Raw genomic sequence first — 22,188 nt, 5'->3', positions numbered from 1 at the left:
AAAATTGAAATTTGGATATGCAAAAAGAGAGTACATTCACAATTCCCGAAATACACGAAGATTTTAGGATTAATAAACAGTCGCTGGATAAAATAGGATTGCAGCAAATCGCTTATAATTTTATTAAAGAAGGGGAGTTTTATGAACAAGAAGTCGGTAATTTCTTGTTGGATTGGTTGAGTGATAAAGATCATATTATTGTTAAGACTTCGGGATCTACGGGCACGCCAAAAAGTATTAAGATTTATAAACAGCATATGATTAATAGTGCTTTTGCAACGGGCACTTTTTTTAAAGTGCAAGAAGGAACAACTGCTTTATTATGCTTACCAGCTGCCTATATTGCAGGTAAAATGATGCTGGTTCGAGCAATGGTTTTAGGATGGAAAATAGACTTGGTTCCTCCAAAAACAAATCCTTTGGATACTGTTTTTAAACAATATGATTTTTGTGCAATGGTACCTTTGCAATTAGATAACTCGATCAATAGATTACATCTAATAAAAAAGCTAATTGTAGGTGGCGGAAAAGTGTCAGAAAATCTTAAAGAACTGGTACAAGGCATAAAAACCAAGATTTTTGAAACTTATGGGATGACAGAAACTGTAACCCATATCGCTGCCAGAAGAATCAACCCAAAGAAAAAAGAAAAAAAAGATGCTAAATATTTTAGAGCATTACCTAATATAACCTTAAGCATAGATCACAGGAATTGCTTGATGATCAAAGCACCGCAGTTAAATGAAGAAACCATTGTTACCAATGACGTTGTAGAACTCAAAACTTATAAAAAGTTCAGTTGGAAAGGACGCTTTGATAATGTAATTAATAGTGGCGGAATAAAATTATATCCGGAAGAAATTGAAACGAAACTTCAACTTCTTATCGCACATCGTTTTTTTATAGCGGGTATTCCAGATGATGTGCTAGGTGATAAGGTTGTTTTGTTAATAGAGCGTAGTTTAGATATCACTGCAAAAGAAAAGCTAGAAGAAGCAATACAACATCTTCGTATTTTAACTAAATATGAAATTCCTAAAGAAATTCATTTCTTACCTCAATTCATAGAAACCGATACGGGTAAAGTTCAGCGCAATAAGACATTGGAACTTATTTATAATAAACGATCCTAAATGTTTTGGTAATTTCACTAAACCATAGTACTACTTCACTCAATATACGTTGTGATTAGATAGTTCTAAGAGTAGTTTTATTTCATAATCAAAAACAATCAATTATGAAATCACTACACTATTGTATGCTATTATTCTTTTTTACAGGAATAACCGTTGCACAACAAATAACAATATCAGGAACCGTTACAGATATCACAACCAGTGATCCCATTCCCGGAGTAAATATCTTTGTTAAAAATACCAATACCGGAACACAAACTGATTTTGATGGAAACTATAGTATCGAATCCAAAGTAGGAGATATCTTATCATTCTCTTTCATCGGATATGAAACAAAAGAAATAGAGATAAAAAAAGATAGTTCTATTATAAATGTAACAATGTCGATTGCAGCAGGTGAGCTGGAGGAAGTCGTTGTTGTTGCCCACGGAATACAGAGAAAACAAACATTATTGGGGTATGCGGTTTCTACAATTACCAGTGAATCAAGGCGCTCAACTAAAGCAGAAAGAAGAAGAACCCGAAAGGAAAGAAAAAATGGAAACGCTTCTTTAAATAAGGTGCCAAACGGCAGAGTAGCGGGAATAGCTATCACTAATAATAATGGTTATACAAATTCAAATAGTTCTGTAAGAATTAGAGGCGCCAGTAGTATTTCAGCCTCAGGACAACCATTATACATTATAGATGGGGTGCCTTTGGATAAAAAAGATGTAGCTAAAATTCAGCAGATTGATCCAGCTAAAATTGCGGATGTGAAAGTACTGAAAGATAAAAAAGCTACTTCTCTCTATGGATCAAGAGCGGTTCACGGATGCATTTTAATTACCACACACCAAGGGAATTACAAAATAGAAAATAACGAGTCTTACGAAGAAATTGTTGAAAATAATTTTGAAAAAGTACAGACATCTCCATTGTCTACATTTTCTATAGATGTAGATAAAGCTTCTTATAGCAATATAAGACGGATGATTAATAATGGTCAACAAATACCAGCTGATGCTGTAAAGGTTGAAGAAATGATCAATTATTTTGAGTATGATTATGAACAACCAACAGGAGATCATCCATTTGCAATTCATACCGAATATGGTAAAACACCTTGGAACAAGGAAACTCAATTAGTAAAAATTGGTCTAAAAGGAAAAGAAATTCCGCAAGAAGCTATTCCTGCTTCGAATTTAGTCTTTCTATTGGATGTGTCTGGTTCCATGAATCAAGCAAACAAATTGCCATTGTTAAAGCGAGCTTTTAAATTACTGGTAAATCAACTAAGAGAGAAAGATAAAGTCTCTATTGTAGTATATGCAGGAGCGGCCGGTATGGTATTAAAACCAACATCCGGGGCTCATAAAAATGAAATCAATCAAGCACTGGATAATCTGAGTGCAGGTGGATCAACAGCAGGTGGAGCGGGAATCCAACTTGCGTATAAAATTGCTCAAGAAAATTTTATAGAAAACGGTAATAATCGTGTCATTCTGGCAACCGACGGAGATTTTAACGTGGGAATGAGCAGTGATAAGGATATGAAAACCTTGATAGAAGAAAAGCGTAAATCTGGAGTATTCTTAACCTGTTTAGGCTTTGGAATGTATAATTACAAGGACAGTAAATTAGAAATCCTGGCAGATAAGGGTAACGGTAATCACGCATACATTGATACGATGCAAGAAGCACAAAGAGTTTTGGGTAAGGAATTTGGAGGAACACTCTATACAATTGCAAAAGATGTAAAGATTCAAGTAGAATTTAATCCAGCAAAAGTACAGGCGTATCGTTTAATTGGGTACGAAAACAGGTTATTGGCTGACGAAGACTTCGTGGATGACACAAAAGATGCCGGAGAATTAGGAAGTGGACATACGGTTACTGCCTTGTATGAAGTAATTCCTGTTGGCACAAAAAGCAACTATTTGAAGCATATCCCAGATCTGAAATATACAGATGCTCAAATCTCGAAAAATTATGGAGATGAATTGTTAACGGTAAAATTTCGATATAAAAGACCGCAAGAAAGTAAAAGTATTGAGATGGTTCATATATTAAAAACAAAAGAAAGTATAGTGACAAAAGACTTCAATTTTGCGGCTTCTGTGGCTTGGTTCGGAATGAAAATTCGGAAATCAAAATATATAACCAATGAAGATATAAAAGATATTATTACCCTAGCAGAAGAAAACAGATCCAAAGATAATCAGGGGTATCGAGCAGAGTTTATTCGATTGATGAATAGTTATCAAGTGCTGTAGATAAGGTTTGATTGGTTTAATTAAGAAAGAGACACCTGTAAAGCATTGCAGGTGTCTCTTTTTTGTGATACATTTATTCGAATTTAATGAAATCACACAAATGAGAAAACTCTTTACAATACTATTGATCCTATTTACTTTTGTTTCGTCGGCTCAAATCTTGCCGGAAAGAGATAGAGCAGAATTAGTAGATCAAATATTATCAGATCGTTTTAATACTTTATTGCCAAAACTTATGGATCGAACCGGTTTCGATATGTGGATATTGATTTCCAGAGAATACAACGAAGATCCTGTGTTAAAGACAATGCTACCTGCTAAATGGTTGAACGCAAGGAGAAGGACGATTCTTGTTTTTTATAGAGACAAAGAAAAGAATACCATGGAACATCTGGCAGTAGCTAGGTATAATGTGGGTAAGAATATTGATTCTGCTTGGGATAAAGAAAAACAACCGGATCAGTGGAAAGCACTGATGGATATTATCATAGCTAGAGATCCAGAAAAAATAGGAATCAACTTTTCTGAACATTTTGGTATTGTAGATGGTATTGTAAAAACAGACTATGAAGAGTTTATGCAACAATTGCCTGATAATTACAAACCGAAAGTAACTTCTGCAGAGAAATTGGCAATTGCTTGGATAGAAACCAGAACCGAACAGGAAATGGAGTTGTTTAAAGAACTTGTTCAAATAACACACGATATCATTTCAGAAGCTTTTAGCACTAAAGTTATCAAACCGGGTACTACAACTACTGATGATGTGGTGTGGTGGCTACGCCAAAAAGTGACCGATATGGGATTAGAAACTTGGTTTCATCCTACGGTAGATATTCAAAGAAAGGATGAAAAATTAGAGAGTCATATTGTGTCGTTCTCTAACAGACCTAGTGATAAAATTATTAAAAAAGGAGATCTAATTCATTGCGATTTTGGAATTACCTATCTTAGGCTGAATACAGATTGTCAGCAGCACGCCTATATTCTTAAGAATGAAGAAATGGCACCACCAGCTTTTCTGACCAAAGCATTCGCGGATGGAAATCGTGTACAGGATATTTTTACCTCAAATTTTCAAACCGGAAAAACTGGAAATCAGATACTACTCCAATCACTGGAAGAAGGAAAAGCAGAGGGTTTAAAACCTGCTATTTACACCCATCCTTTGGGATTGTATGGACATTCATCAGGTACTACTATAGGGATGTGGGATTCACAAGGAGGTGTGCCAGTAAATGGTGATTATCCACTGTATGAAAATACTGCCTACGCAATCGAGTTAAATACTACAGTAACGATTCCAGAATGGAATAAGGATATCAGGATTATGCTGGAAGAGGCAGGATTTTGGGGAGAGAAAGGATTTCAATACGTTAATGGTAGACAAACTGAACTGATCACCATTCCGAGAAGATAAAAGGCTATAAATAAAAAAGCATCCGTAAAATCTTTTAAGGATGCTTTTTGAATATTATATTCTGAATAAATTATAGTTCAATCTCTTCAGTAGTACCATCAGGATATGTTACTGTTGCCTTGTTATCGCAAGTACCATCTCCGTAGTTTATAGAAGCACTCAATGCATTCTTGGTCATGATCAATGTACCCGTAGTAAAGTATCCACAACTTACCGTACCTTCCAAAGCAGGATCAGTAGCTAGTGAATAAGTATCTGCATTTAAAGTAACTGTCCAGTTTCCACTTAAGGAATATGATGCATCAACATCAAAGCCTGTAAGCGCATAGGTTTTAGTTCCTTGTTCTGAAGCTGTTGTTCCATCCGCTAACGTAATGGCAAGATCTGAAGTAACTGTGTAAACAAAATTTCCTCCATCAGTAGTATTCAGAGAATATGACGTACTCTTACTTCCATTAATTGAATTTCCGGCATACGTTAAATTATCAAAAGTGATAGAAGTAGAAACTGAGTTATTCTCTACAACAACACTTACGTTGATTGCTCCGCTAATAGTTTCGCCGTCTTCTGTAGTACAGTCCGTAAAAGTCAAAGTGTACCCTGCATCAGTAACACTAAAATCTGCACAACCAGGTCTTCCCAGTTTTGAAGAAATTTCAGCACTCGATCTATTCGTGGAGATGTTGTCTAACGTTAAGTTATCAATGAAATTAGAAATTTCTTCTACTTCCAAACTCTTCATTACATCTTCTTGAGTGATGTCTGTAGATAGATTGTTATTACTGTCGTCATCACTACAACTCACTATAAAAAAAGAAGCTAATACAGCCAAAGCTATTACTTTAATTTTTAAACATGGTTTGTTCATCATTTATTGTTTTTAAGTTTTCAATTAAAACTGAACTTTCTAATTTTTATTTTATGTACAAACGATTTTTTCTTTCTTATAACTTTCGAGTTTAATATATATAAGGCTTGAATTATACAACAAATAGTATTTTACTGGCAAATCAGTTCATTAAAACTAACGGAAAAGGCTTAGATACGATATCTAAGCCTTTTCTATTAATCAAAAATAGGTTATGGATTATGTTTGTATAACTCCTAGATTAAAGGGTTTCTCAATAGGAGCGTGATCTGCGGCCTCAATGCCCATTGAGATCCATTTTCTGGTATCCATAGGATCAATAATCGCATCTGTCCAGATTCTAGCAGCAGCGTAATACGGAGAAATTTGTCTATCATATCTAGCCTTGATTTTATCAAATAATGCTTTTTCATCTTCTTCAGAAAGTTGTTCTCCTTTCTTTTTTAATGAAGCTGTTTCAATTTGCAGTAACACTTTGGCAGCTTGAGCACCCCCCATAACCGCAAGTTCAGCACTTGGCCAAGCACAGATCAATCTTGGATCATACGCTTTTCCGCACATCGCATAATTACCCGCTCCGTATGAATTACCAATAACTATTGTAAATTTTGGGACTACACTGTTACTAACAGCATTTACCATCTTGGCACCATCTTTTATAATTCCGCCGTGTTCGCTTTTACTACCTACCATGAAGCCAGTAACATCTTGTAAAAAGACTAATGGAATTTTCTTCTGATTACAATTAGCAATAAATCGCGTAGCCTTATCAGCAGAATCAGAATAAATAACACCACCAAATTGCATTTCACCTTTTTTCGTTTTCACAATCTTACGCTGATTTGCTACAATACCAACAGCCCAGCCATCGATACGTGCATATCCGGTAATGATTGTTTGTCCATAACCAGATTTATATTCCTCAAAATCAGAATCATCTACCAATCGATGAATGATTTCCATCATATCATATTGCTCGTTTCTCGCCTTTGGTAAAATTCCGTAGATATCTTTTGGGTCTTTTTTGGGCTTTGCAGGCTTAATTCTATTATATCCGGCTTTATCAAAATCTCCGATTTTAGAAACTATATTTTTTATAGTGTCTAAAGCATCTTTATCATCCTTTGATTTGTAATCCGTAACTCCAGAAATTTCACAATGGGTGGTAGCACCACCTAAAGTTTCATTATCAATACTTTCACCAATAGCAGCTTTTACCAGATAGCTCCCTGCCAGGAAAATGCTTCCAGTTTTATCCACGATTAAGGCTTCATCACTCATTATTGGAAGATAGGCTCCTCCAGCAACACAACTTCCCATCACTGCAGAGATCTGTGTAATTCCCATACTACTCATCACAGCATTGTTTCTAAATATTCTTCCAAAATGTTCTTTATCAGGAAAAATTTCGTCCTGCATCGGAAGATAAACCCCAGCACTATCTACCAGGTAAATTATAGGTAACTTATTTTCGATAGCAACTTCCTGAGCTCTAAGGTTCTTTTTTCCGGTAATAGGGAACCAGGCACCGGCTTTAACAGTGGCATCGTTAGCAACGACAATACATTGTTTACCACTTATATGTCCAATTTTGATAACAACTCCACCACTAGGACAACCGCCGTGTTCTGCATACATATCCTCACCTGCAAACGCTCCAATTTCAATGGCTTCCTTATCGCTATCTAATAAATATTCAATTCGCTCTCTAGCAGTCATTTTGCCCTTGGCGTGTAACTTTTCTATTCGCTTTTCTCCACCGCCTAGCTTTATTTTTGCAAGTTTTTGCCGTAAAGCAGAGACCAAAAGTTTGTTGTGATCTTCGTTCTTATTGAAGTTTATATCCATTTGTGTGTATTGTTTGCACGAAAATACAAAAATCAAGGAGTTTTTAAATCATTAAAATTAAAACGAAATATAAGTACATAATTTTAACAAATAAGTTTCATAAATGTTAATGATTAATAGCTAAAGACACTGTTTTATAACAGTTTGCTAACAATTGATTATTAGATAATTAACAAATGACATTTGGTTTTATATCTATCTTAAAACCAGTAAGTTAAATGTTAATCTAAAATCAAAATTCAACTATGAAACTATTTAAATTAAACACGTTTTTTATTTCTTTTTTTATGGCTTTTTTTTTAATTGGCTGTAGCGCAGAAGATGAATCTATTTATGAAGATATTGCATCAGTACCATTGCAAATTGATGGAGAGATCGAAGCAAAAACAAATTATTATGATAATGAAGGGCCTCACGATCATAATTTTTCAGAAAGAAGGGCTGATGGTTTTACAGAAACCTTCGAATCCGGATCTAAGGGTAGTTATGCTGCCGGTAGTGTAAGCCTATCTTCGGGGAGTTGGTATCTAAGTGATGCACTAATTGGAACGTTATCAAATGATCGCAAGTTTGGAGCCAAATCTACAAGAATTAGAAATACAGGATATGCGATAATGTCTTTTGATATGGATAATGGTGCAGAAACGATAAGAATACGTCATGCTAAATATGGCAGTGATGGTAACTCGGCCTGGAGATTGATCGCGTCCTATGATAATGGTGCTAACTGGTATTATGTGGGATCAGAAGTTACAACAAGTTCCACATCATTAAATACAGTAACTTTTGAAGTGAATGAAACAGGAAGTGTGCGTTATGGTATATACAAAACTTCTGGTGGGACTAATCGAATTAATATCGATAATTTTGAAGTCATAACCGGCTCAACCGGAGGAGGTGGCACTGCATCCAGAGATAGTAATATCACTTTTGGTAATCCTTCTAATGCAGGATCTGGTTCTACAAATTATTATTTATCTAAACCGGATTTTGTTTTGTCTTATAACAATAATAAAGGAACTGCTAATTGGGTAAGTTGGCATTTAAGTAGCGCTTGGACAGGAAATACGCCAAGATGTAATTGTTTTAAAAGAGATACATCTTTACCTAGTAATTTTTTTCGAGCAACATCCAGTGATTATACCAATTCTGGATTTGATCGAGGGCATCTATGCCCGTCTGCCGATCGTAATGGATCCGCTGATTCTAACGAAAACACGTATTATATGACCAACATCGCACCGCAAGCACCTGATAATAACCAAAGAAGTTGGGCAAATTTTGAAAACTACCTTAGATCTTTGACATTAGAAGGAAACGAAATTCACATCATAGCGGGAGTTGCAGGCAGCGGCGGAACCGGACGAAATGGTTTTGCTTCGACTATTGATGGAGGAAATATTACAGTACCGGATTCATTCTGGAAAGTAGCATTGATTCTTCCCAATGGAACTGATGATATCAATCGGGTAACTACGTCTACCAGAGTAATTAGTATAAATGTACCTAATGATCAAGGTATTAGTTCTGATTGGACCCAGTTTAGAACTTCTGTAAATGATATTGAGAGTTTAACTGGATATGATCTTTTAGAAAATATTTCGAATTCTGTAGAATCAGTATTGGAATCGAGAATAGATAATGGCCCTTCCAGTTAAATTCAAATAAAAAAAGACTAAAATGAGGACTGAACAATATGAGTCCTCATTTTTTATAAAATCAATTTCATAACTACTTGTTAAACAATATATAAGATGGATTAGTGGCTTAAGATCTCTCTAAAAAGCTGTTTTTTGACGATAAAATACCGATATTTGTATGCTGTTTTTAATGTAGTATTAAAAACATTAAACTAAATAACTTGCTATGGGAATGAATAAAAATACAGTATTAGCGTGGGCTACATTTATAATGATTCTAGCTGGACTTGGATTAATTGCTTTAGGAGCTTTTAGATATAGGGATGTTTCCGGTTGGGGGTTTGCAGCAGTTGGTGTTGGATTTCTGGCAAATGCCTGGGTGTTTAATGCTTTGAAAGGTAGAGTATAACTAATCACATATTTATTCAGATTACAAATAATATTACATAAAATAATTTAGGGGCTTATGTCAGACGATAAAAAGATCATCTTTTCTATGTCTGGAGTAACAAAAACGTATAAAAGTGCAAATACTCCAGTTTTAAAAAATATATACTTAAGTTTTTTCTACGGTGCTAAAATCGGGATTCTAGGACTTAATGGATCAGGTAAATCTACCTTACTTAAGATCATTGCCGGTATTGATAAAAATTATCAGGGTGATGTTGTATTCTCTTCTGACTATTCTGTTGGATATTTAGAACAAGAACCACAGCTGGATCATGAGAAAACAGTACTGGAAATTGTGAAAGAGGGAGCATCTGAGATGGTTGCTGTACTGGATGAGTACAATAAAATTAATGATATGTTCGGTCTCGAAGAGGTATACAGCGATGCAGATAAAATGCAGAAACTAATGGACCGACAGGCTGTTTTACAAGACCGAATAGATGCAGGTAATGGTTGGGAACTGGATACCAAGCTAGAAATTGCTATGGATGCTTTGCGAACTCCTGAGCCTGATAAAAAAATTGGGGTGTTATCAGGTGGTGAAAAAAGGAGAGTAGCACTTTGTCGTCTTTTGCTTCAGGAACCGGATGTATTGCTATTAGATGAGCCAACTAACCATCTTGATGCAGAATCTGTACATTGGTTAGAACATCATTTGGCGCAGTATAAAGGAACTGTAATTGCTGTTACCCACGATAGATATTTCCTAGATAATGTGGCAGGTTGGATATTAGAATTGGATAGAGGAGAAGGGATTCCTTGGAAAGGTAATTATTCTTCTTGGTTAGATCAGAAATCTAAACGTTTGGCACAAGAAAGTAAATCTGCTTCAAAACGTCAGAAAACCTTAGAACGAGAGCTAGAATGGGTTCGTCAGGGTGCAAAAGGAAGGCAAACCAAACAAAAAGCACGTTTGAAGAATTACGATAAGCTGATGAGTCAGGATCAAAAGCAACTTGACGAAAAATTAGAAATATATATCCCTAACGGACCACGATTAGGTATGAATGTTATTGAGGCTAACGGAATTAGTAAAGCATATGGCGATAAGCTGTTGTACGAAGACCTTAATTTTAAACTGCCACAAGCTGGAATTGTTGGGATCATTGGTCCAAATGGAGCAGGGAAGACCACAATTTTTAAAATGATTATGGGTGAAGAAACTCCTGATAAAGGTAGTTTTTCTGTGGGCGATACAGCAAAAATTGCCTATGTAGATCAGTCACACTCAGACATTGATCCGGATAAATCTATTTGGCAAAACTTTAGTGATGAACAGGATTTGATTTTAATGGGAGGTAAAGAGGTGAATTCTCGAGCGTATTTAAGCAGATTCAACTTTTCGGGTAGTGAACAAAACAAGAAAGTATCAACACTCTCTGGTGGAGAACGAAATAGATTGCACTTGGCGATGACGCTTAAAGAAGAAGGTAACGTATTGCTTCTGGATGAGCCAACAAATGATCTTGATGTTAATACCTTAAGAGCTTTAGAAGAAGGGTTGGAGAATTTTGCAGGTTGTGCCGTGGTGATCTCTCACGACAGATGGTTCCTCGATCGTATATGTACTCATATCTTGGCTTTTGAAGGAGATTCTCAAGTGTACTTCTTTGAAGGAAGCTTCTCTGATTATGAGGAGAATAAGAAAAAACGTTTGGGAGGTGATTTGATGCCGAAACGTATTAAATATAAAAAATTGGTTAGGTAGTTTAATTTACAATGAATCAATTCATAAAGCTCATTGTCGCTTTCTTTTTCATTTTAACAATAAATGCTCAGGAAGAATATCCTCATTTATTGGTATTTAAGGATGGAACAGAAATAAGAGGTAAAGTAGTTGTTTGGGATAACTATAAAATTGTTTTTAGAAAAGCAGATACAGATGAAAAAGAATCTTATAAATATAAACTTTTAAGATCTGTAAATGATGTGGAAACCGGAAAAGAATATGAAGGATTATACGTTTTAAGACAATTAAAAGGTAGTGATAGAACACTTAGGCTAAAGAAAGCAATATCAGGAAAGATAGAATGCTTTTACATACCAAGAGAGTCCTCCGCTTACGGTGGATTTGGATCTGATGCAACCACTGTTACTTCACTTTATTTTATATCCAGACTGGGAGAAGATGAAGTTATACAGATTAGATCAGGTCTTAGATCTAAAAAAAACAAAAGAAAGTTAAAAGAATACCTTAGTGATTGTCCGGAGTTGATTTCTAAAATAGATGAAGGTTATTTTAATAACCAAATTGAGTCTTTAGAACAGATAATTAGATATTATAATACCAAATGTTAAATGTTAGATGATATAAAAGTAATTGCTTTTGATGCAGACGACACCTTATGGGTAAACGAAACATTTTTTAGAAAAGCAGAAGAAGAGTTTTGTGAACTGGTATCCGATCATCTTCCCAAAGAAGAAGCAAATAAGCTACTTTTTGAAATCGAAATGCAAAACCTTGGTTTATATGGTTATGGTATTAAACCATTTACGTTATCATTAATAGAAGCAGCGATTAAGATTACTAATGGAAATATGGATATCCAGCTAGTGGAGAAACTAATTGCTAAAGGGAAACAAATGTTACAGGAACCAGTTGAACTATTAGACGGCATAGAAGAGACTCTTGACCATTTGTATAAAAAATATCGTTTGGTGATGGCTACCAAAGGTGATTTGCTGGATCAAGAACGCAAGTTAATTAAGTCAGGATTAGAAAAATATTTTCATCATATTGAAATCGTGTCTGATAAAACAGAAAGGCATTATCAAAAATTAGTAAATCATCTAGATATAAATGAAACTGAGTTTGTAATGGTTGGTAACTCGCTAAAGTCTGATATCTTACCGGTGTTGAATATTGGAGCGCACGCCTTTCATATTCCATTTCATACCACTTGGGCTCACGAAGTACACAATGGAACGATTGACCATCCAAATTTTAGAAGTTTAACCAACTCAAAAGAGCTATTGCAATATTTATAATGAAGAAAACGGAATTAGATCTAACTACTTGGAATAGGAAAGAGCATTACGAGTTCTTTAGTAGTTTTGATGAACCGTTTTTCGGTATTGTATCCACTGTAGATTTCACAAAAGGATATCAAAAAGTTAAAGATAATGGATATTCATATTTTCTCTATTATTTGCATAAAGCTCTAAAAGCTGCTAATGATATAGCGCCTTTTCGATATCGAATAGAAGAAGGTAAGGTTTATATTTATGATCGGGTTCATGCTTCACCTACTATAGGAAGAGAAGATCATACCTTTGGTTTTTCATTTATTGAATTTGAAGATGATTTTAAGGTTTTTCAGGCTAATGCTCAGTTAGAAATTGAAGCTGTTAAAAATTCTACCGGTTTGCGCCATGATGTGGATGCTAAGCGAATGGATAGTTTACATATTTCTTCTATACCTTGGTATAATTTTACCGGAATTTCTCACGCCAGACATTTTCAATATCGGGATAGTGTACCAAAAATTTCTTTTGGAAAATATACTAAGGTGAATGAGAACGTCAATTTACCTGTTTCTGTTCATGTGCATCACGGATTGATGGATGGCTATCACGTTGGATTATATCTAGAAAAGTTTCAACAATTGTTAAACGAATAAAATTCTTATTTCTTTTTAGTAATAAGATACGAATACGACTTATAAAATTACATAAGTCTTTTGGAATGATATATTTAAAAGGCTTCATGATTTATTAAAATCATGAAGCCTTTTTGTGCTAAAAATGGCTAATTAACGATAGACATAACCAACTACACCTTCATAGGCATACCCCGCACTAACTCCTTCATTATAATTGGTTGTATACAAATGATCTGTATTAGAAGCGCCATAAAATCTATAAAGTTTTACTCTTCCGCTTCCGCCACTGTTATGAATGTAAGCAGCTTTTTTAATGTTTCCGTATAATGTTCTAACACTGTAATCTCTAAATCCTCTTCTTAATAAATTCGATTTTTCTGTACTACTAGTAGTCATAACAAAATCTCTATTTCCGGGTGCAAGGAGAAAGAAAATTTGTTTGGTACCGGATGGTGGTGCCGATATGTAATCATACGTTCCTAATTTAAAAGGTCTGCCTTCAAAAGTTCCTATGCCTGCTCCAAGATTTAATACCCGATATGTATGTACTGTATTAGATCCACCTGCATAATAACGGCTTACTGGCGATATAGCAATAGCTTTTCCACTGATTTCAGAAGTTGTACTTACATCTTCAGAGGTAGTGTTTTCCAAAGTGAGATCCTCTTTTTCACAAGACGTTAGGGTCAATACAGCTAGTGCTGCTGTAAATGCGATTGATGATTTTAATGTTGTTTTCATAATTTAAGAATGATTAATATGTTATAAGTCAAAGATGTCACTTATATCATTTTCTCAAATTGTTTTGTGGAGCTATAAGGGGGAAATTGTGGATTACGGTCGTGGTTAGCGTGATCTATGTTTATATCAATTTTTTGATTATAAAATACGTTAAAGTATTTCCATAACTATACTACTGCAAGACATTTTTTAGTTCTATGACCTCCCCAATCTGCATATGTTTAAGCTGTATATGACCAATTCTAACTCGAATCAATCGAAGCGTTGGAAAACCTACTGCAGATGTCATTTTACGTACTTGTCTAAATTTACCTTCTTTTAGTGTGATGGAGACCCAACTGGTGGGACCATGTCTTTCATCCCTTATTTTTTTTGATCTTTCCGGAAAATTAGGAACGTTTTCTATTTTAAAAGCTTCGCAAGGATTCGTTGTGTATTTTTTTCCATCAAAACCTATCTGAATACCACTTTTTAGTCTGTTTATAGCATCTTCTGTGATGTTTCCATCTACTAGGGCATAATACTCTTTCTCAATATCACCGCTACAGATGTTATTACTTGTTTTTCCATCTGTAGTAAGTAGTAACAGACCTTCTGATTTTTCATCTAATCTTCCTATAGCCATTGTTCCTTTCGGAAAATCGTACAGCTCTCCGAGAAGTTTTTTAGAATTTTGTTTTTGACCATTATTAACAAACTGGCTTAAATAACCATAAGGTTTATACATCTTAAAATGTTTATGGTCTTTCTGATTATTGTCGAGCATTGTTAAACAAATAATAGTACTAAATACCGTAGCTAAAAGTGTCAAATGTAATCATTGTAAAACAGACTGAGAATTTTTTTGTCTTTTTATGTTAACCTTTTTGCTCGACATCTAACTAATTGAAAGATAAGCACATGTAAAGATATGATCTCATGTGTTTTTCGTATCTTATAAAAAGCAATGTAATAAATTATAGTTATGTCAATACATATGATAAGACAACCATATCATCGAGATATTATTATTGGAGGATATGGATCAGGAAGAAGAAGAGACAGAGAACCTAATTATTTTGCTCCAAATCCATTAGATCCTTGGCAGAGGGATCAAACTAGAGGTTATTATCAGGTGCTTGAAGATGAGCATTTAATAGACATACTTTATTACAGGTCAAATGATAATGTTTCAATTAATGTATATTCTGTAAAACAATCCGAAGTGTTACTCGTAGAAAGAACCTTGGATTTAATTCCATCCGGACATTTACGTTGGTTAAATGAACGAAAGCCAGCGGGAATCATTTTTGCAAATTCAGCAGGAAGAGGAAGGTCGGAAAGATACACAGGTGGTCTCAATCCTGGATATGATGATCCAAATACTGATTTCTTTGATGAAAGTGAAGGAATCATCATCACCTATGGAGCAATATGGAGATATCAAAACTTGTTGATTACACCTACTTTAATTCACGAAATTGGTCATGTAATGACCCACGGAGGTAAAATTAGTTATCGGTTTTTTTCAGAAGCATCCAGAAATACGTTATCTCATACTAGAGTTTCCAGAAATCCCGGTAGTTTAGAGGCATTGTGTAATGCATATATGTATTTTATTTGTTATAGTAGCTCAAATCCAGCCGTACATCTTTTTGGAAGTAGACCTGCGACATTAGAAAAAAATAGACAAACTCGTGACGCACTTCGCCGATGTCCGGCATTTACCTCGCAAATGCTATCTCCGTCTGAAAGCATAAATTTTAGAGAAAGATGAATAAAGGGACAATAATTATACTAAAAATCATCAAAGATGCGCCATAGGTCTTGGAAATAATGTCATGAATTAGTAAAATCAAAATGGATCTTATATCTTTGTAACAAATAAGTACAAGTTAATTACTGTATGAAGACTTTGTACTTAGTCGTTGTAACCACTGGGTTAATTGTTCGGTAAATCAATCTTCTAGAATTGTCATTTTCCTATCATTCGTTTAGTATTTCGATGACAATCCATTTTAATAAATTAATATTTCATATACCGAATGGCAAAATCACAACAGACTTTTAGCAAAATTGAAAAAGAAAAAAAGAAATTAAAGAAACGCGAAGAAAAGCAGAAAAAGAAGGAAGAGCGCAGAGCAAATTCAAAAAAAGGAAGCGGTTTCGATAATATGATTGCTTATGTTGATGAAAATGGTCACCTTACAGATACCCCACCAGATCCGTCAAAAAAGAAAAAGGTAAAAGCAGAAAACATAGAGATTGGTATTCCTAAAAAGGAACATGTAGAAGAAGATCCTATTAAAAAGGGTAAAGTTGCTTTTTTTAACGACTCTAAAGGATATGGTTTCATTACAGAGCAAGAGTCTCAAGAAAAGTATTTCGTTCACGCAAATGGTTTGATGCAAGAAGTCAAAGAAGGAGATAAGGTCCAGTTTGAACTAGAAATGGGAATGAAAGGGATCAACGCAGTAAGAGTAAAAACGATCTAAAAAGAATCAGTTGAACTATTTAAAAGCATTTGCAGATTATAGCCTGCAAATGCTTTTTTGTTTTATTTTATTGTGGGATACCAATTTAGCTGTATAACTTCTATTTCGCTATTTCCCTTATTTACAATTTCTCTAAATTTAATGATATTACTTAATCCGTCACTACCTCTATAGTGATATGGATACACCTTCTTGGGTTTAAATTCCAAAACTGCATCCGCAGCACTTTCTACGGTCATAGTATATGGTAAATTCATACAAACAAAGGCTTTATCTATATTTTCAAGCGCTCTCATTTCAGGAATATCTTCCGTATCACCAGAAAAGTATAAGCGTTCTTCTCCTAAAGTAATTATATATCCGTTACCGCGTCCTTTTTCGTGGAACTTCAGCGCTTCTTCCCTTAGATTATACATAGGTATCGCTTCGATTGATATTCCGTTTACATCTTTTACTTCTCCGTTATTAATGATGACTAGCTGATCTGTATAATTTGCTGGTAGTTTCTCGGCAACGGCTTGAGGTACTATCAGTTTTGAATTAGAAAGATCAATACTATCTAAGGTTTCTATGTTCATATGATCTCCGTGTATATCGGTAATAAGCACCATGTCAGGAAGTTTCTGATTTTTAAACGCTTTTGCACCACCAGTAGGATCGATGTAGATGGTTTTTCCTTTGTATTCAAGTACGGCAGTTGCGTGCTGAATTGGAATGATTTTGAGATCAGAAACCAGTTTTTCTTTAGGTTGATCATTAGAAGCAGCTTCTTGGGTATCGGTATTAGCCGTTGATTCTTCTTTTTTGTTATCCTTACAGCTTACTATAAAAAGTGATATTGCCAAAAGGAATAGGGTATGTGATTTCATCATAGTTTGTTTTAGTTACCGTAACAAGGTATAAAATGACTATACAATCAGAAAGATTTTAATGTAAGATTAACTATCTATCCAGAGTTTTATGGCCATCGCAATCACCATAATTACTAAAAATATCTTAACAAGTCCGTCTCCTTTTTTTACAGACCATCTACTAGAAAGCCACCCTCCGGAAGCGTTACCGAATGCCAAAACAAAACCGTATAGATAATCTATTTGCTCACTAAAGGCAAAAACCGTTAATGCACCTATGGTATATATAAAAACAACTAATGCTTTTACTGCATTGGATTGTACTAACCCCATTCTGTTAATAGAAGTAAGGGCAAGAAGAATAAATATACCGACACCGGCTTGAATAAACCCACCATAAATTCCGATAACGAAAAATGCCAAAATCGAGAAAAGTCGATATCTGCCTTGTATACGCTCTACAAGGTTTTTGACATTAACTTTCGGTTTAAAAACTATAAAAAATACTACTAGCAACATGACGATGGCTAGTATTTTATTGAATGTTTCACCTTTAATATCAATCGCAATTTTTGCGCCTATTAACGAGCCTATTAATGCCGAAATACCTAAATAAACACTAAAAACTGAAGGTTTAATCCCTTTGCTTCTAAAACCGGCCACAGAAGTAATACTCTGAATAAAAATTCCTATTCTATTCGTACCGTTCGCTACATTTGGTGGCAAACCCATAAAAATTAACATCGGCAAAGTAAGTAAAGATCCGCCTCCTGCAATAGTATTGATAACTCCGGCTATAAAACCAACTAATGCCAAAAGTAAAAGAAGTAATGTTTCGTTCATCCGTTTGTGTTACCATCCAAAAATAACTAAATCTATAAAATACGAATGCTTTTTCTATTTCATTTAGTATAAAATCTTAAACTATCGTAGATTTACAGTACGAATGTCAAAAACATAAACAGTTAAATCTTTATACAACATATTTCCGGTTTTAGAGTCATTAAAGACGTATAACAAAGCAACTTTTATAGCTGATGCTATTGCCGGAATTACGGTAGGAGTGGTTCTTATCCCTCAGGCAATTGCTTATGCTTTGTTAATGGGTACACCACCCATATATGGCTTATATGCTTGTTTAATTCCTTTGATTTTATATGCTTTTTTCGGAACATCGAGACAACTAAGTATTGGTCCGGTCGCTGTAACTGCAATATTGGTAATGAGCGGTGTTAGTCAGTTAGCAGAGCCATTCTCACAAAAATTTATCAATTTGGTAATTTTTTCCGGATTATTGATTGGAATATTACAGTTGATATTTAGCTTTTTAAGAATGGGATTCTTGGTTAATCTCATTTCGCAACCTGTAATTTCGGGATTTATTTCTGCTGCAGCCATTATTATTATCATCTCTCAACTTGGCGAGTCTTTAGGAATGCAAATTCCAAATTTTGATTATCCGCACCAATCCATAGGATTTGTAATACATCATATTTCTTCGATTAATCCAATTACTGTTGGCCTGTGCTTGGGTTCAATATTGGTGATGTTACTACTGAAGAAATGGAAACGATCTTTTCCGGGAGCACTTTTTGTACTTGTCATAACTACGGTAATCACCATAGTTTTTGATTTAAAAAATAAAGGGCTTTCTGTAATCGAAGATGTTCCTAAAGGTTTGCCATCTTTTAGCATTCCTGAAATGAATTATGAATCAATGATTGCATTGATTCCAACTGTGCTTACAGTTACCTTTATTGGATATGTGGGCAGTATTGGTATTGCAAAATCTATAGAAATGAAAAACAGAGATCATATTGTAAAGCCTAATCAGGAGTTATTAGCCTTAGGAATTGCTAAAATAATCGGTGCCTTTTTTCAGGCGATTCCTTCTTCTGGGAGTTACAGCAGATCAGCAATAAATGATGAAGCAGGAGGTAAGACTACAATTTCTTCTATAATTACAGTGATGATGGTGGTGATTTCGTTATTGTTTTTAACTTCGTTTTTTTACTATATTCCCAAAGCTGTTTTAGCAGCAATTATACTAGTTTCTGTTTTTGGACTTATTAATTTTCGTGAAGCTAAACATCTTCTGAAACTGAGACGCAGAGAGTTTATCGTTATGATTATTACCTTTTTCGGGACTTTGATTTTTGGCGTTGAAAAAGGAATTTTTATTGGGGTGATACTGTCATATATATTCTTGCAATATTATAGCTCACGACCTCATATAGCCGAATTAGTAAATATTCCAGGAACACACTATTATCGTAATATCAATAGATTTCCTGAAGCCAAACAGTCTGATAAGTACCTGATTATTAGATTCGATGATCAGCTATATTTTGCAAATACTAGTTATTTTAAAGAAACTATACTAGGGTATATCAAAAAAAGAAACCCATTACCCGAGTTTTTAATTTTAGATAGTTCGAATATACATGATATTGATAGTACTGGATTACATATTTTAGAAGATGTACATCGATATTTAGAAGAATCGGGTGTGCAACTACTAATTTCAGGTACCATAGGGCCTGTACGGGATTTTATGAAAAGATCTGGTTTTACGGATACTTTGGGAGCACAACATAATTTTTTGAATATTGAAGACGCTGTAATATATACCGAAAGTAAGGCAATTCAGAAAAAATCTTTAGAAGTAGCAGTTCAGCATAACAAGAAAAGATCTTTTTTAGATTAAATAGGAAATTAAAAAATAGATCAAAAGGAAGACCTGAAAGGTTTTTTATCACAATTTCCGTTAACCGTTAACTTACGTCCATCATACCTATTTCTCGTACACGTGCATTTTAATACCCATACCATAATTCATAAATCCTTTTTGAATCAGGATATTGTTTTCACTATATTCTTCATCAAAACGTTGCCAGGTTCTATTTTTAAAGAATATTCTTCTGGTAAAAGTTCTATTATCTTCAATCTTATCTGTAAAAGGAAGCAATGGTCTAAATGTTGTAGAAACTTTTACAATTCCTTTTCGAGTTTCTACTTCGTGGTATTTTTTAGTATGTTGAAGTTTTCCTTCTTTATCCATATATCCCAACACTTGTATCGAAACAAATACACCATTTTTGGGTATAAAAATTTTATATTCAGAAATATCTAACTCAAAATTAGTTTTATCTTTGTTTGTGATCCTGAAAATAATGTCATCACCAGGTAATCGTTTACCCGGAAAGCCATCATCATTTTGATAAAACTGCATTTTAAATAAAGTTGAAAAAGACTGTTTCTTACCAGTAGAACCTGAAGATTCCATCATAATCGGTAAATAAACTGAAGCAATTTTGGTTGATTTTAACGGATCTTTTGGGAAAAACACCGCAATTTCTGATTCTACAGTTGGCAACCAACATCTAAAGTAGTCATCGTGTATTTTGGAATTCTTTTTCTTTGTTTTGTATTTACCCAAGTTTTCGGCTTTTACAACTACTTCCTGAAGTTCTGCAATATCCTGAGTTAGTGTAATTGTTTTGGGTAAGTTAAGTGTGCTTAATCCTTTGTTCTTATAACCCAAAGCCGATATATAAATAGAATCGATATCGCTATATCTTTTTTTAGAAAATTGGAAAACTCCATCGCCATCGGCAAATAATCCGTTTCCATTTCCGAATGATATAGTTGCATAAGAAATGGGGAATTTTTCTAATGAATCCAGAATCTTATAAGACTGACCGTACATTGCCTGAAATAGCAGTAATATAAGTATGGGGGATACTTTTTTCATAGTAGGTTAGGGGCATTAATTGTTGCGTAAATTAGTAAAAATAATTTAAAACCTTAAGTCATTTTTGATATTCTCATAACGTTTTAATTTTTTCAACATTGTATTTATTAATCCTATATTATCAAAAAGAAAGCCAAAAAAATAGAACCATTCATCAGTTTAGTAGTTTTTTTAAGAATAACACATGCTGTATATGATAAATAATTACCGGGCAAGTTTTATCTTTGGCCATTATTAGAAAATATCTTTTTGATATATAGAAAGTGAAAAACACTTGAAAAAAGCTATCTATTTTATGATTCTGAGCACCATATCCTTTACGGCTATGAATTTGCTCGTCAAATATCTTATTGGTTATAGTGCATACCAACTTGTTTTTTTTAGATCAATTGGGACTCTGTTTTTTACGATGCCCTTTTTGTTATATCATAAAATACCAATTCTCGGTAATCAAAAAAAACTTCTCGTATATAGAGGTTTAGCCGGAGTAACATCTATGGGGCTGTTTTTTATGTCAGTAGAGTATCTCAAAATTGGATCAGCCGTATCTCTTAGGTATCTTTCTCCAATTTTTGCAACTATTTTAGCGGTGATATTTCTTAGGGAGCGGGTAAAAAATATACAATGGTTGTTCTTTTTGCTTGCCTTTTTTGGGGTTTTAATGATTAAAGGATTTGATACCGATATCAATTCTATTGGGTTATTGCTTATCATCCTGTCTGCATTGTTTAGTGGTGTTGTTTATGTATTAATTAATAAAATAGGCTTAAAAGATCACCCCGTTGTCATTGTAAATTATTTTATGTGGATTGCAACGCTATTAGGAGGGGTTCTTTCAATATTTAATTGGAAAAAAACACCAGAGGGGATCGAGTTAGGTCTGTTATTAAGTTTAGGTATTTTCGGGTATTTCGGACAATTGTTTATGACAAAAGCGTTCCAGTCGCAAGTAACAAACAAGGTGGTTTCTTTAAAATATATGGAGGTTGTTTTTACAATGATTGCAGGTATATTTTTGTTTGGAGATAGCTATCCTTTTTTAAGTATTGTAGGAACCATTATGGTTATTACCGGGCTGATTCTTAATATGTTTTATCGTCCTAAATAAAATTTAAAAAAAATTGATTTTCAAAAAAACACATGTTTAGT

Annotated in this window: 20 protein-coding genes; 13 read left to right on the top strand and 7 right to left on the bottom strand. The window is 34.2% G+C overall.

Features of this window, described 5'->3' with window-relative positions; all coding sequences use genetic code 11:
- Nucleotides 1-17 precede the first annotated feature (17 nt).
- The 3 genes from ACE94K_RS15825 (at nucleotide 18) to ACE94K_RS15815 (ending at nucleotide 4,811) form a co-directional block, all read left to right on the top strand.
- Nucleotides 18-1,133 (top strand): AMP-binding protein, encoded by a 1,116-nt coding sequence (locus ACE94K_RS15825; RefSeq protein ID WP_378174370.1) that lies wholly within the window; start codon nucleotides 18-20, stop codon nucleotides 1,131-1,133.
- A 104-nt stretch (nucleotides 1,134-1,237) separates the two neighbouring features.
- Nucleotides 1,238-3,391 carry a von Willebrand factor type A domain-containing protein gene (locus tag ACE94K_RS15820; protein ID WP_378174367.1) on the top strand — a complete coding sequence of 718 codons (2,154 nt, stop codon included), beginning with the start codon at nucleotides 1,238-1,240 and terminating at the stop codon, nucleotides 3,389-3,391.
- 100 nt (nucleotides 3,392-3,491) lie between these two features.
- On the top strand, nucleotides 3,492-4,811 hold the full coding sequence (locus tag ACE94K_RS15815; protein ID WP_378174364.1) for a M24 family metallopeptidase: 1,320 nt from the start codon (nucleotides 3,492-3,494) through the stop codon (nucleotides 4,809-4,811).
- A gap of 70 nt (nucleotides 4,812-4,881) precedes the next feature.
- Here ACE94K_RS15815 and ACE94K_RS15810 read toward each other — a convergent pair whose 3' ends face one another.
- Both ACE94K_RS15810 and ACE94K_RS15805 read right to left on the bottom strand, forming a co-directional pair.
- Nucleotides 4,882-5,682 carry a hypothetical protein gene (locus ACE94K_RS15810; RefSeq protein WP_378174361.1) on the bottom strand — a complete coding sequence of 267 codons (801 nt, stop codon included), beginning with the start codon at nucleotides 5,680-5,682 and terminating at the stop codon, nucleotides 4,882-4,884.
- A 216-nt stretch (nucleotides 5,683-5,898) separates the two neighbouring features.
- Nucleotides 5,899-7,527, bottom strand: a complete 1,629-nt coding sequence (locus ACE94K_RS15805; RefSeq protein WP_378174358.1) for an acyl-CoA carboxylase subunit beta — start codon at nucleotides 7,525-7,527, stop codon at nucleotides 5,899-5,901.
- A gap of 245 nt (nucleotides 7,528-7,772) precedes the next feature.
- Here ACE94K_RS15805 and ACE94K_RS15800 point away from each other — a divergent pair, with 245 nt between their 5' ends.
- The 6 genes from ACE94K_RS15800 to ACE94K_RS15775 all read left to right on the top strand — a co-directional run bounded on the left by ACE94K_RS15800 (nucleotide 7,773) and on the right by ACE94K_RS15775 (nucleotide 13,237).
- Nucleotides 7,773-9,185, top strand: coding sequence for a DNA/RNA non-specific endonuclease (locus tag ACE94K_RS15800; RefSeq protein ID WP_378174355.1), 1,413 nt, complete (start codon nucleotides 7,773-7,775; stop codon nucleotides 9,183-9,185).
- A 208-nt stretch (nucleotides 9,186-9,393) separates the two neighbouring features.
- The gene (locus ACE94K_RS15795) at nucleotides 9,394-9,576 is read left to right on the top strand and encodes a CAL67264 family membrane protein (protein ID WP_211073417.1); all 183 of its coding nucleotides are present in this window, start codon (nucleotides 9,394-9,396) and stop codon (nucleotides 9,574-9,576) included.
- A gap of 57 nt (nucleotides 9,577-9,633) precedes the next feature.
- Nucleotides 9,634-11,325: an energy-dependent translational throttle protein EttA gene (gene ettA / locus ACE94K_RS15790; protein WP_378174352.1), complete on the top strand. Its 1,692-nt coding sequence runs from the start codon at nucleotides 9,634-9,636 to the stop codon at nucleotides 11,323-11,325.
- Nucleotides 11,326-11,336: 11 nt separating this feature from the next.
- The gene (locus tag ACE94K_RS15785; protein ID WP_378174349.1) at nucleotides 11,337-11,915 is read left to right on the top strand and encodes a hypothetical protein; all 579 of its coding nucleotides are present in this window, start codon (nucleotides 11,337-11,339) and stop codon (nucleotides 11,913-11,915) included.
- A complete protein-coding gene (locus tag ACE94K_RS15780; RefSeq protein WP_378174346.1) occupies nucleotides 11,916-12,605 on the top strand; it encodes an HAD family hydrolase in 690 nt (229 codons plus the stop codon).
- On the top strand, nucleotides 12,605-13,237 hold the full coding sequence (locus ACE94K_RS15775) for a CatA-like O-acetyltransferase (protein ID WP_378174344.1): 633 nt from the start codon (nucleotides 12,605-12,607) through the stop codon (nucleotides 13,235-13,237). Before ACE94K_RS15780 ends, ACE94K_RS15775 begins: the two co-directional genes overlap by 1 nt.
- 132 nt (nucleotides 13,238-13,369) lie before the next feature.
- Here the strand turns inward: ACE94K_RS15775 and ACE94K_RS15770 are convergent, their stop codons facing one another.
- Nucleotides 13,370-13,960 (bottom strand): hypothetical protein, encoded by a 591-nt coding sequence (locus tag ACE94K_RS15770; protein WP_378174341.1) that lies wholly within the window; start codon nucleotides 13,958-13,960, stop codon nucleotides 13,370-13,372.
- A 172-nt stretch (nucleotides 13,961-14,132) separates the two neighbouring features.
- Nucleotides 14,133-14,726, bottom strand: a complete 594-nt coding sequence (locus ACE94K_RS15765) for a pseudouridine synthase (RefSeq protein WP_378174339.1) — start codon at nucleotides 14,724-14,726, stop codon at nucleotides 14,133-14,135.
- Nucleotides 14,727-14,924: 198 nt separating this feature from the next.
- Here ACE94K_RS15765 and ACE94K_RS15760 point away from each other — a divergent pair, with 198 nt between their 5' ends.
- On the top strand, nucleotides 14,925-15,716 hold the full coding sequence (locus ACE94K_RS15760; protein ID WP_378174336.1) for a hypothetical protein: 792 nt from the start codon (nucleotides 14,925-14,927) through the stop codon (nucleotides 15,714-15,716).
- A 268-nt stretch (nucleotides 15,717-15,984) separates the two neighbouring features.
- A complete protein-coding gene (locus ACE94K_RS15755) occupies nucleotides 15,985-16,434 on the top strand; it encodes a cold-shock protein (RefSeq protein ID WP_378174333.1) in 450 nt (149 codons plus the stop codon).
- Nucleotides 16,435-16,496: 62 nt separating this feature from the next.
- Here the strand turns inward: ACE94K_RS15755 and ACE94K_RS15750 are convergent, their stop codons facing one another.
- Together ACE94K_RS15750 and ACE94K_RS15745 are read right to left on the bottom strand one after the other, a co-directional pair.
- Nucleotides 16,497-17,303: an MBL fold metallo-hydrolase gene (locus tag ACE94K_RS15750; RefSeq protein ID WP_378174330.1), complete on the bottom strand. Its 807-nt coding sequence runs from the start codon at nucleotides 17,301-17,303 to the stop codon at nucleotides 16,497-16,499.
- A 69-nt stretch (nucleotides 17,304-17,372) separates the two neighbouring features.
- Nucleotides 17,373-18,128: a sulfite exporter TauE/SafE family protein gene (locus ACE94K_RS15745; RefSeq protein WP_378174328.1), complete on the bottom strand. Its 756-nt coding sequence runs from the start codon at nucleotides 18,126-18,128 to the stop codon at nucleotides 17,373-17,375.
- A gap of 139 nt (nucleotides 18,129-18,267) precedes the next feature.
- Here ACE94K_RS15745 and ACE94K_RS15740 point away from each other — a divergent pair, with 139 nt between their 5' ends.
- Nucleotides 18,268-19,992, top strand: a complete 1,725-nt coding sequence (locus ACE94K_RS15740; protein WP_378184294.1) for a SulP family inorganic anion transporter — start codon at nucleotides 18,268-18,270, stop codon at nucleotides 19,990-19,992.
- Nucleotides 19,993-20,079: 87 nt separating this feature from the next.
- Here ACE94K_RS15740 and ACE94K_RS15735 read toward each other — a convergent pair whose 3' ends face one another.
- Entirely contained in the window at nucleotides 20,080-21,039 is a 960-nt protein-coding gene (locus ACE94K_RS15735) for a hypothetical protein (RefSeq protein ID WP_378174325.1), read from the bottom strand.
- 274 nt (nucleotides 21,040-21,313) lie between these two features.
- Between ACE94K_RS15735 and ACE94K_RS15730 the strand changes: the two genes are divergently transcribed.
- Nucleotides 21,314-22,147 (top strand): DMT family transporter, encoded by an 834-nt coding sequence (locus tag ACE94K_RS15730; protein WP_378174322.1) that lies wholly within the window; start codon nucleotides 21,314-21,316, stop codon nucleotides 22,145-22,147.
- Nucleotides 22,148-22,188: the final 41 nt, after the last annotated feature.

Source organism: Aquimarina besae (genome assembly GCF_042434905.1).
Taxonomy (GTDB): Bacteria; Bacteroidota; Bacteroidia; order Flavobacteriales; family Flavobacteriaceae; genus Aquimarina.
Note: the sequence above shows the minus strand (reverse complement) of the source record. Positions and strands in the feature narration are given on the sequence as shown.

Excerpts from the sequence above, each read along its gene's own strand:
- ACE94K_RS15825 (WP_378174370.1), top strand. The coding sequence starts at position 18 with ATGCAAAAAGAGAGTACATTCACAATTCCCGAAATACACGAAGATTTT.
- ACE94K_RS15820 (WP_378174367.1), top strand. The coding sequence starts at position 1,238 with ATGAAATCACTACACTATTGTATGCTATTATTCTTTTTTACAGGAATA.
- ACE94K_RS15815 (WP_378174364.1), top strand. The coding sequence starts at position 3,492 with ATGAGAAAACTCTTTACAATACTATTGATCCTATTTACTTTTGTTTCG.
- ACE94K_RS15810 (WP_378174361.1), bottom strand. The coding sequence starts at position 5,682 with ATGATGAACAAACCATGTTTAAAAATTAAAGTAATAGCTTTGGCTGTA.
- ACE94K_RS15805 (WP_378174358.1), bottom strand. The coding sequence starts at position 7,527 with ATGGATATAAACTTCAATAAGAACGAAGATCACAACAAACTTTTGGTC.
- ACE94K_RS15800 (WP_378174355.1), top strand. The coding sequence starts at position 7,773 with ATGAAACTATTTAAATTAAACACGTTTTTTATTTCTTTTTTTATGGCT.
- ACE94K_RS15795 (WP_211073417.1), top strand. The coding sequence starts at position 9,394 with ATGGGAATGAATAAAAATACAGTATTAGCGTGGGCTACATTTATAATG.
- ettA (WP_378174352.1), top strand. The coding sequence starts at position 9,634 with ATGTCAGACGATAAAAAGATCATCTTTTCTATGTCTGGAGTAACAAAA.
- ACE94K_RS15785 (WP_378174349.1), top strand. The coding sequence starts at position 11,337 with ATGAATCAATTCATAAAGCTCATTGTCGCTTTCTTTTTCATTTTAACA.
- ACE94K_RS15780 (WP_378174346.1), top strand. The coding sequence starts at position 11,916 with ATGTTAGATGATATAAAAGTAATTGCTTTTGATGCAGACGACACCTTA.
- ACE94K_RS15775 (WP_378174344.1), top strand. The coding sequence starts at position 12,605 with ATGAAGAAAACGGAATTAGATCTAACTACTTGGAATAGGAAAGAGCAT.
- ACE94K_RS15770 (WP_378174341.1), bottom strand. The coding sequence starts at position 13,960 with ATGAAAACAACATTAAAATCATCAATCGCATTTACAGCAGCACTAGCT.
- ACE94K_RS15765 (WP_378174339.1), bottom strand. The coding sequence starts at position 14,726 with ATGCTCGACAATAATCAGAAAGACCATAAACATTTTAAGATGTATAAA.
- ACE94K_RS15760 (WP_378174336.1), top strand. The coding sequence starts at position 14,925 with ATGTCAATACATATGATAAGACAACCATATCATCGAGATATTATTATT.
- ACE94K_RS15755 (WP_378174333.1), top strand. The coding sequence starts at position 15,985 with ATGGCAAAATCACAACAGACTTTTAGCAAAATTGAAAAAGAAAAAAAG.
- ACE94K_RS15750 (WP_378174330.1), bottom strand. The coding sequence starts at position 17,303 with ATGAAATCACATACCCTATTCCTTTTGGCAATATCACTTTTTATAGTA.
- ACE94K_RS15745 (WP_378174328.1), bottom strand. The coding sequence starts at position 18,128 with ATGAACGAAACATTACTTCTTTTACTTTTGGCATTAGTTGGTTTTATA.
- ACE94K_RS15735 (WP_378174325.1), bottom strand. The coding sequence starts at position 21,039 with ATGAAAAAAGTATCCCCCATACTTATATTACTGCTATTTCAGGCAATG.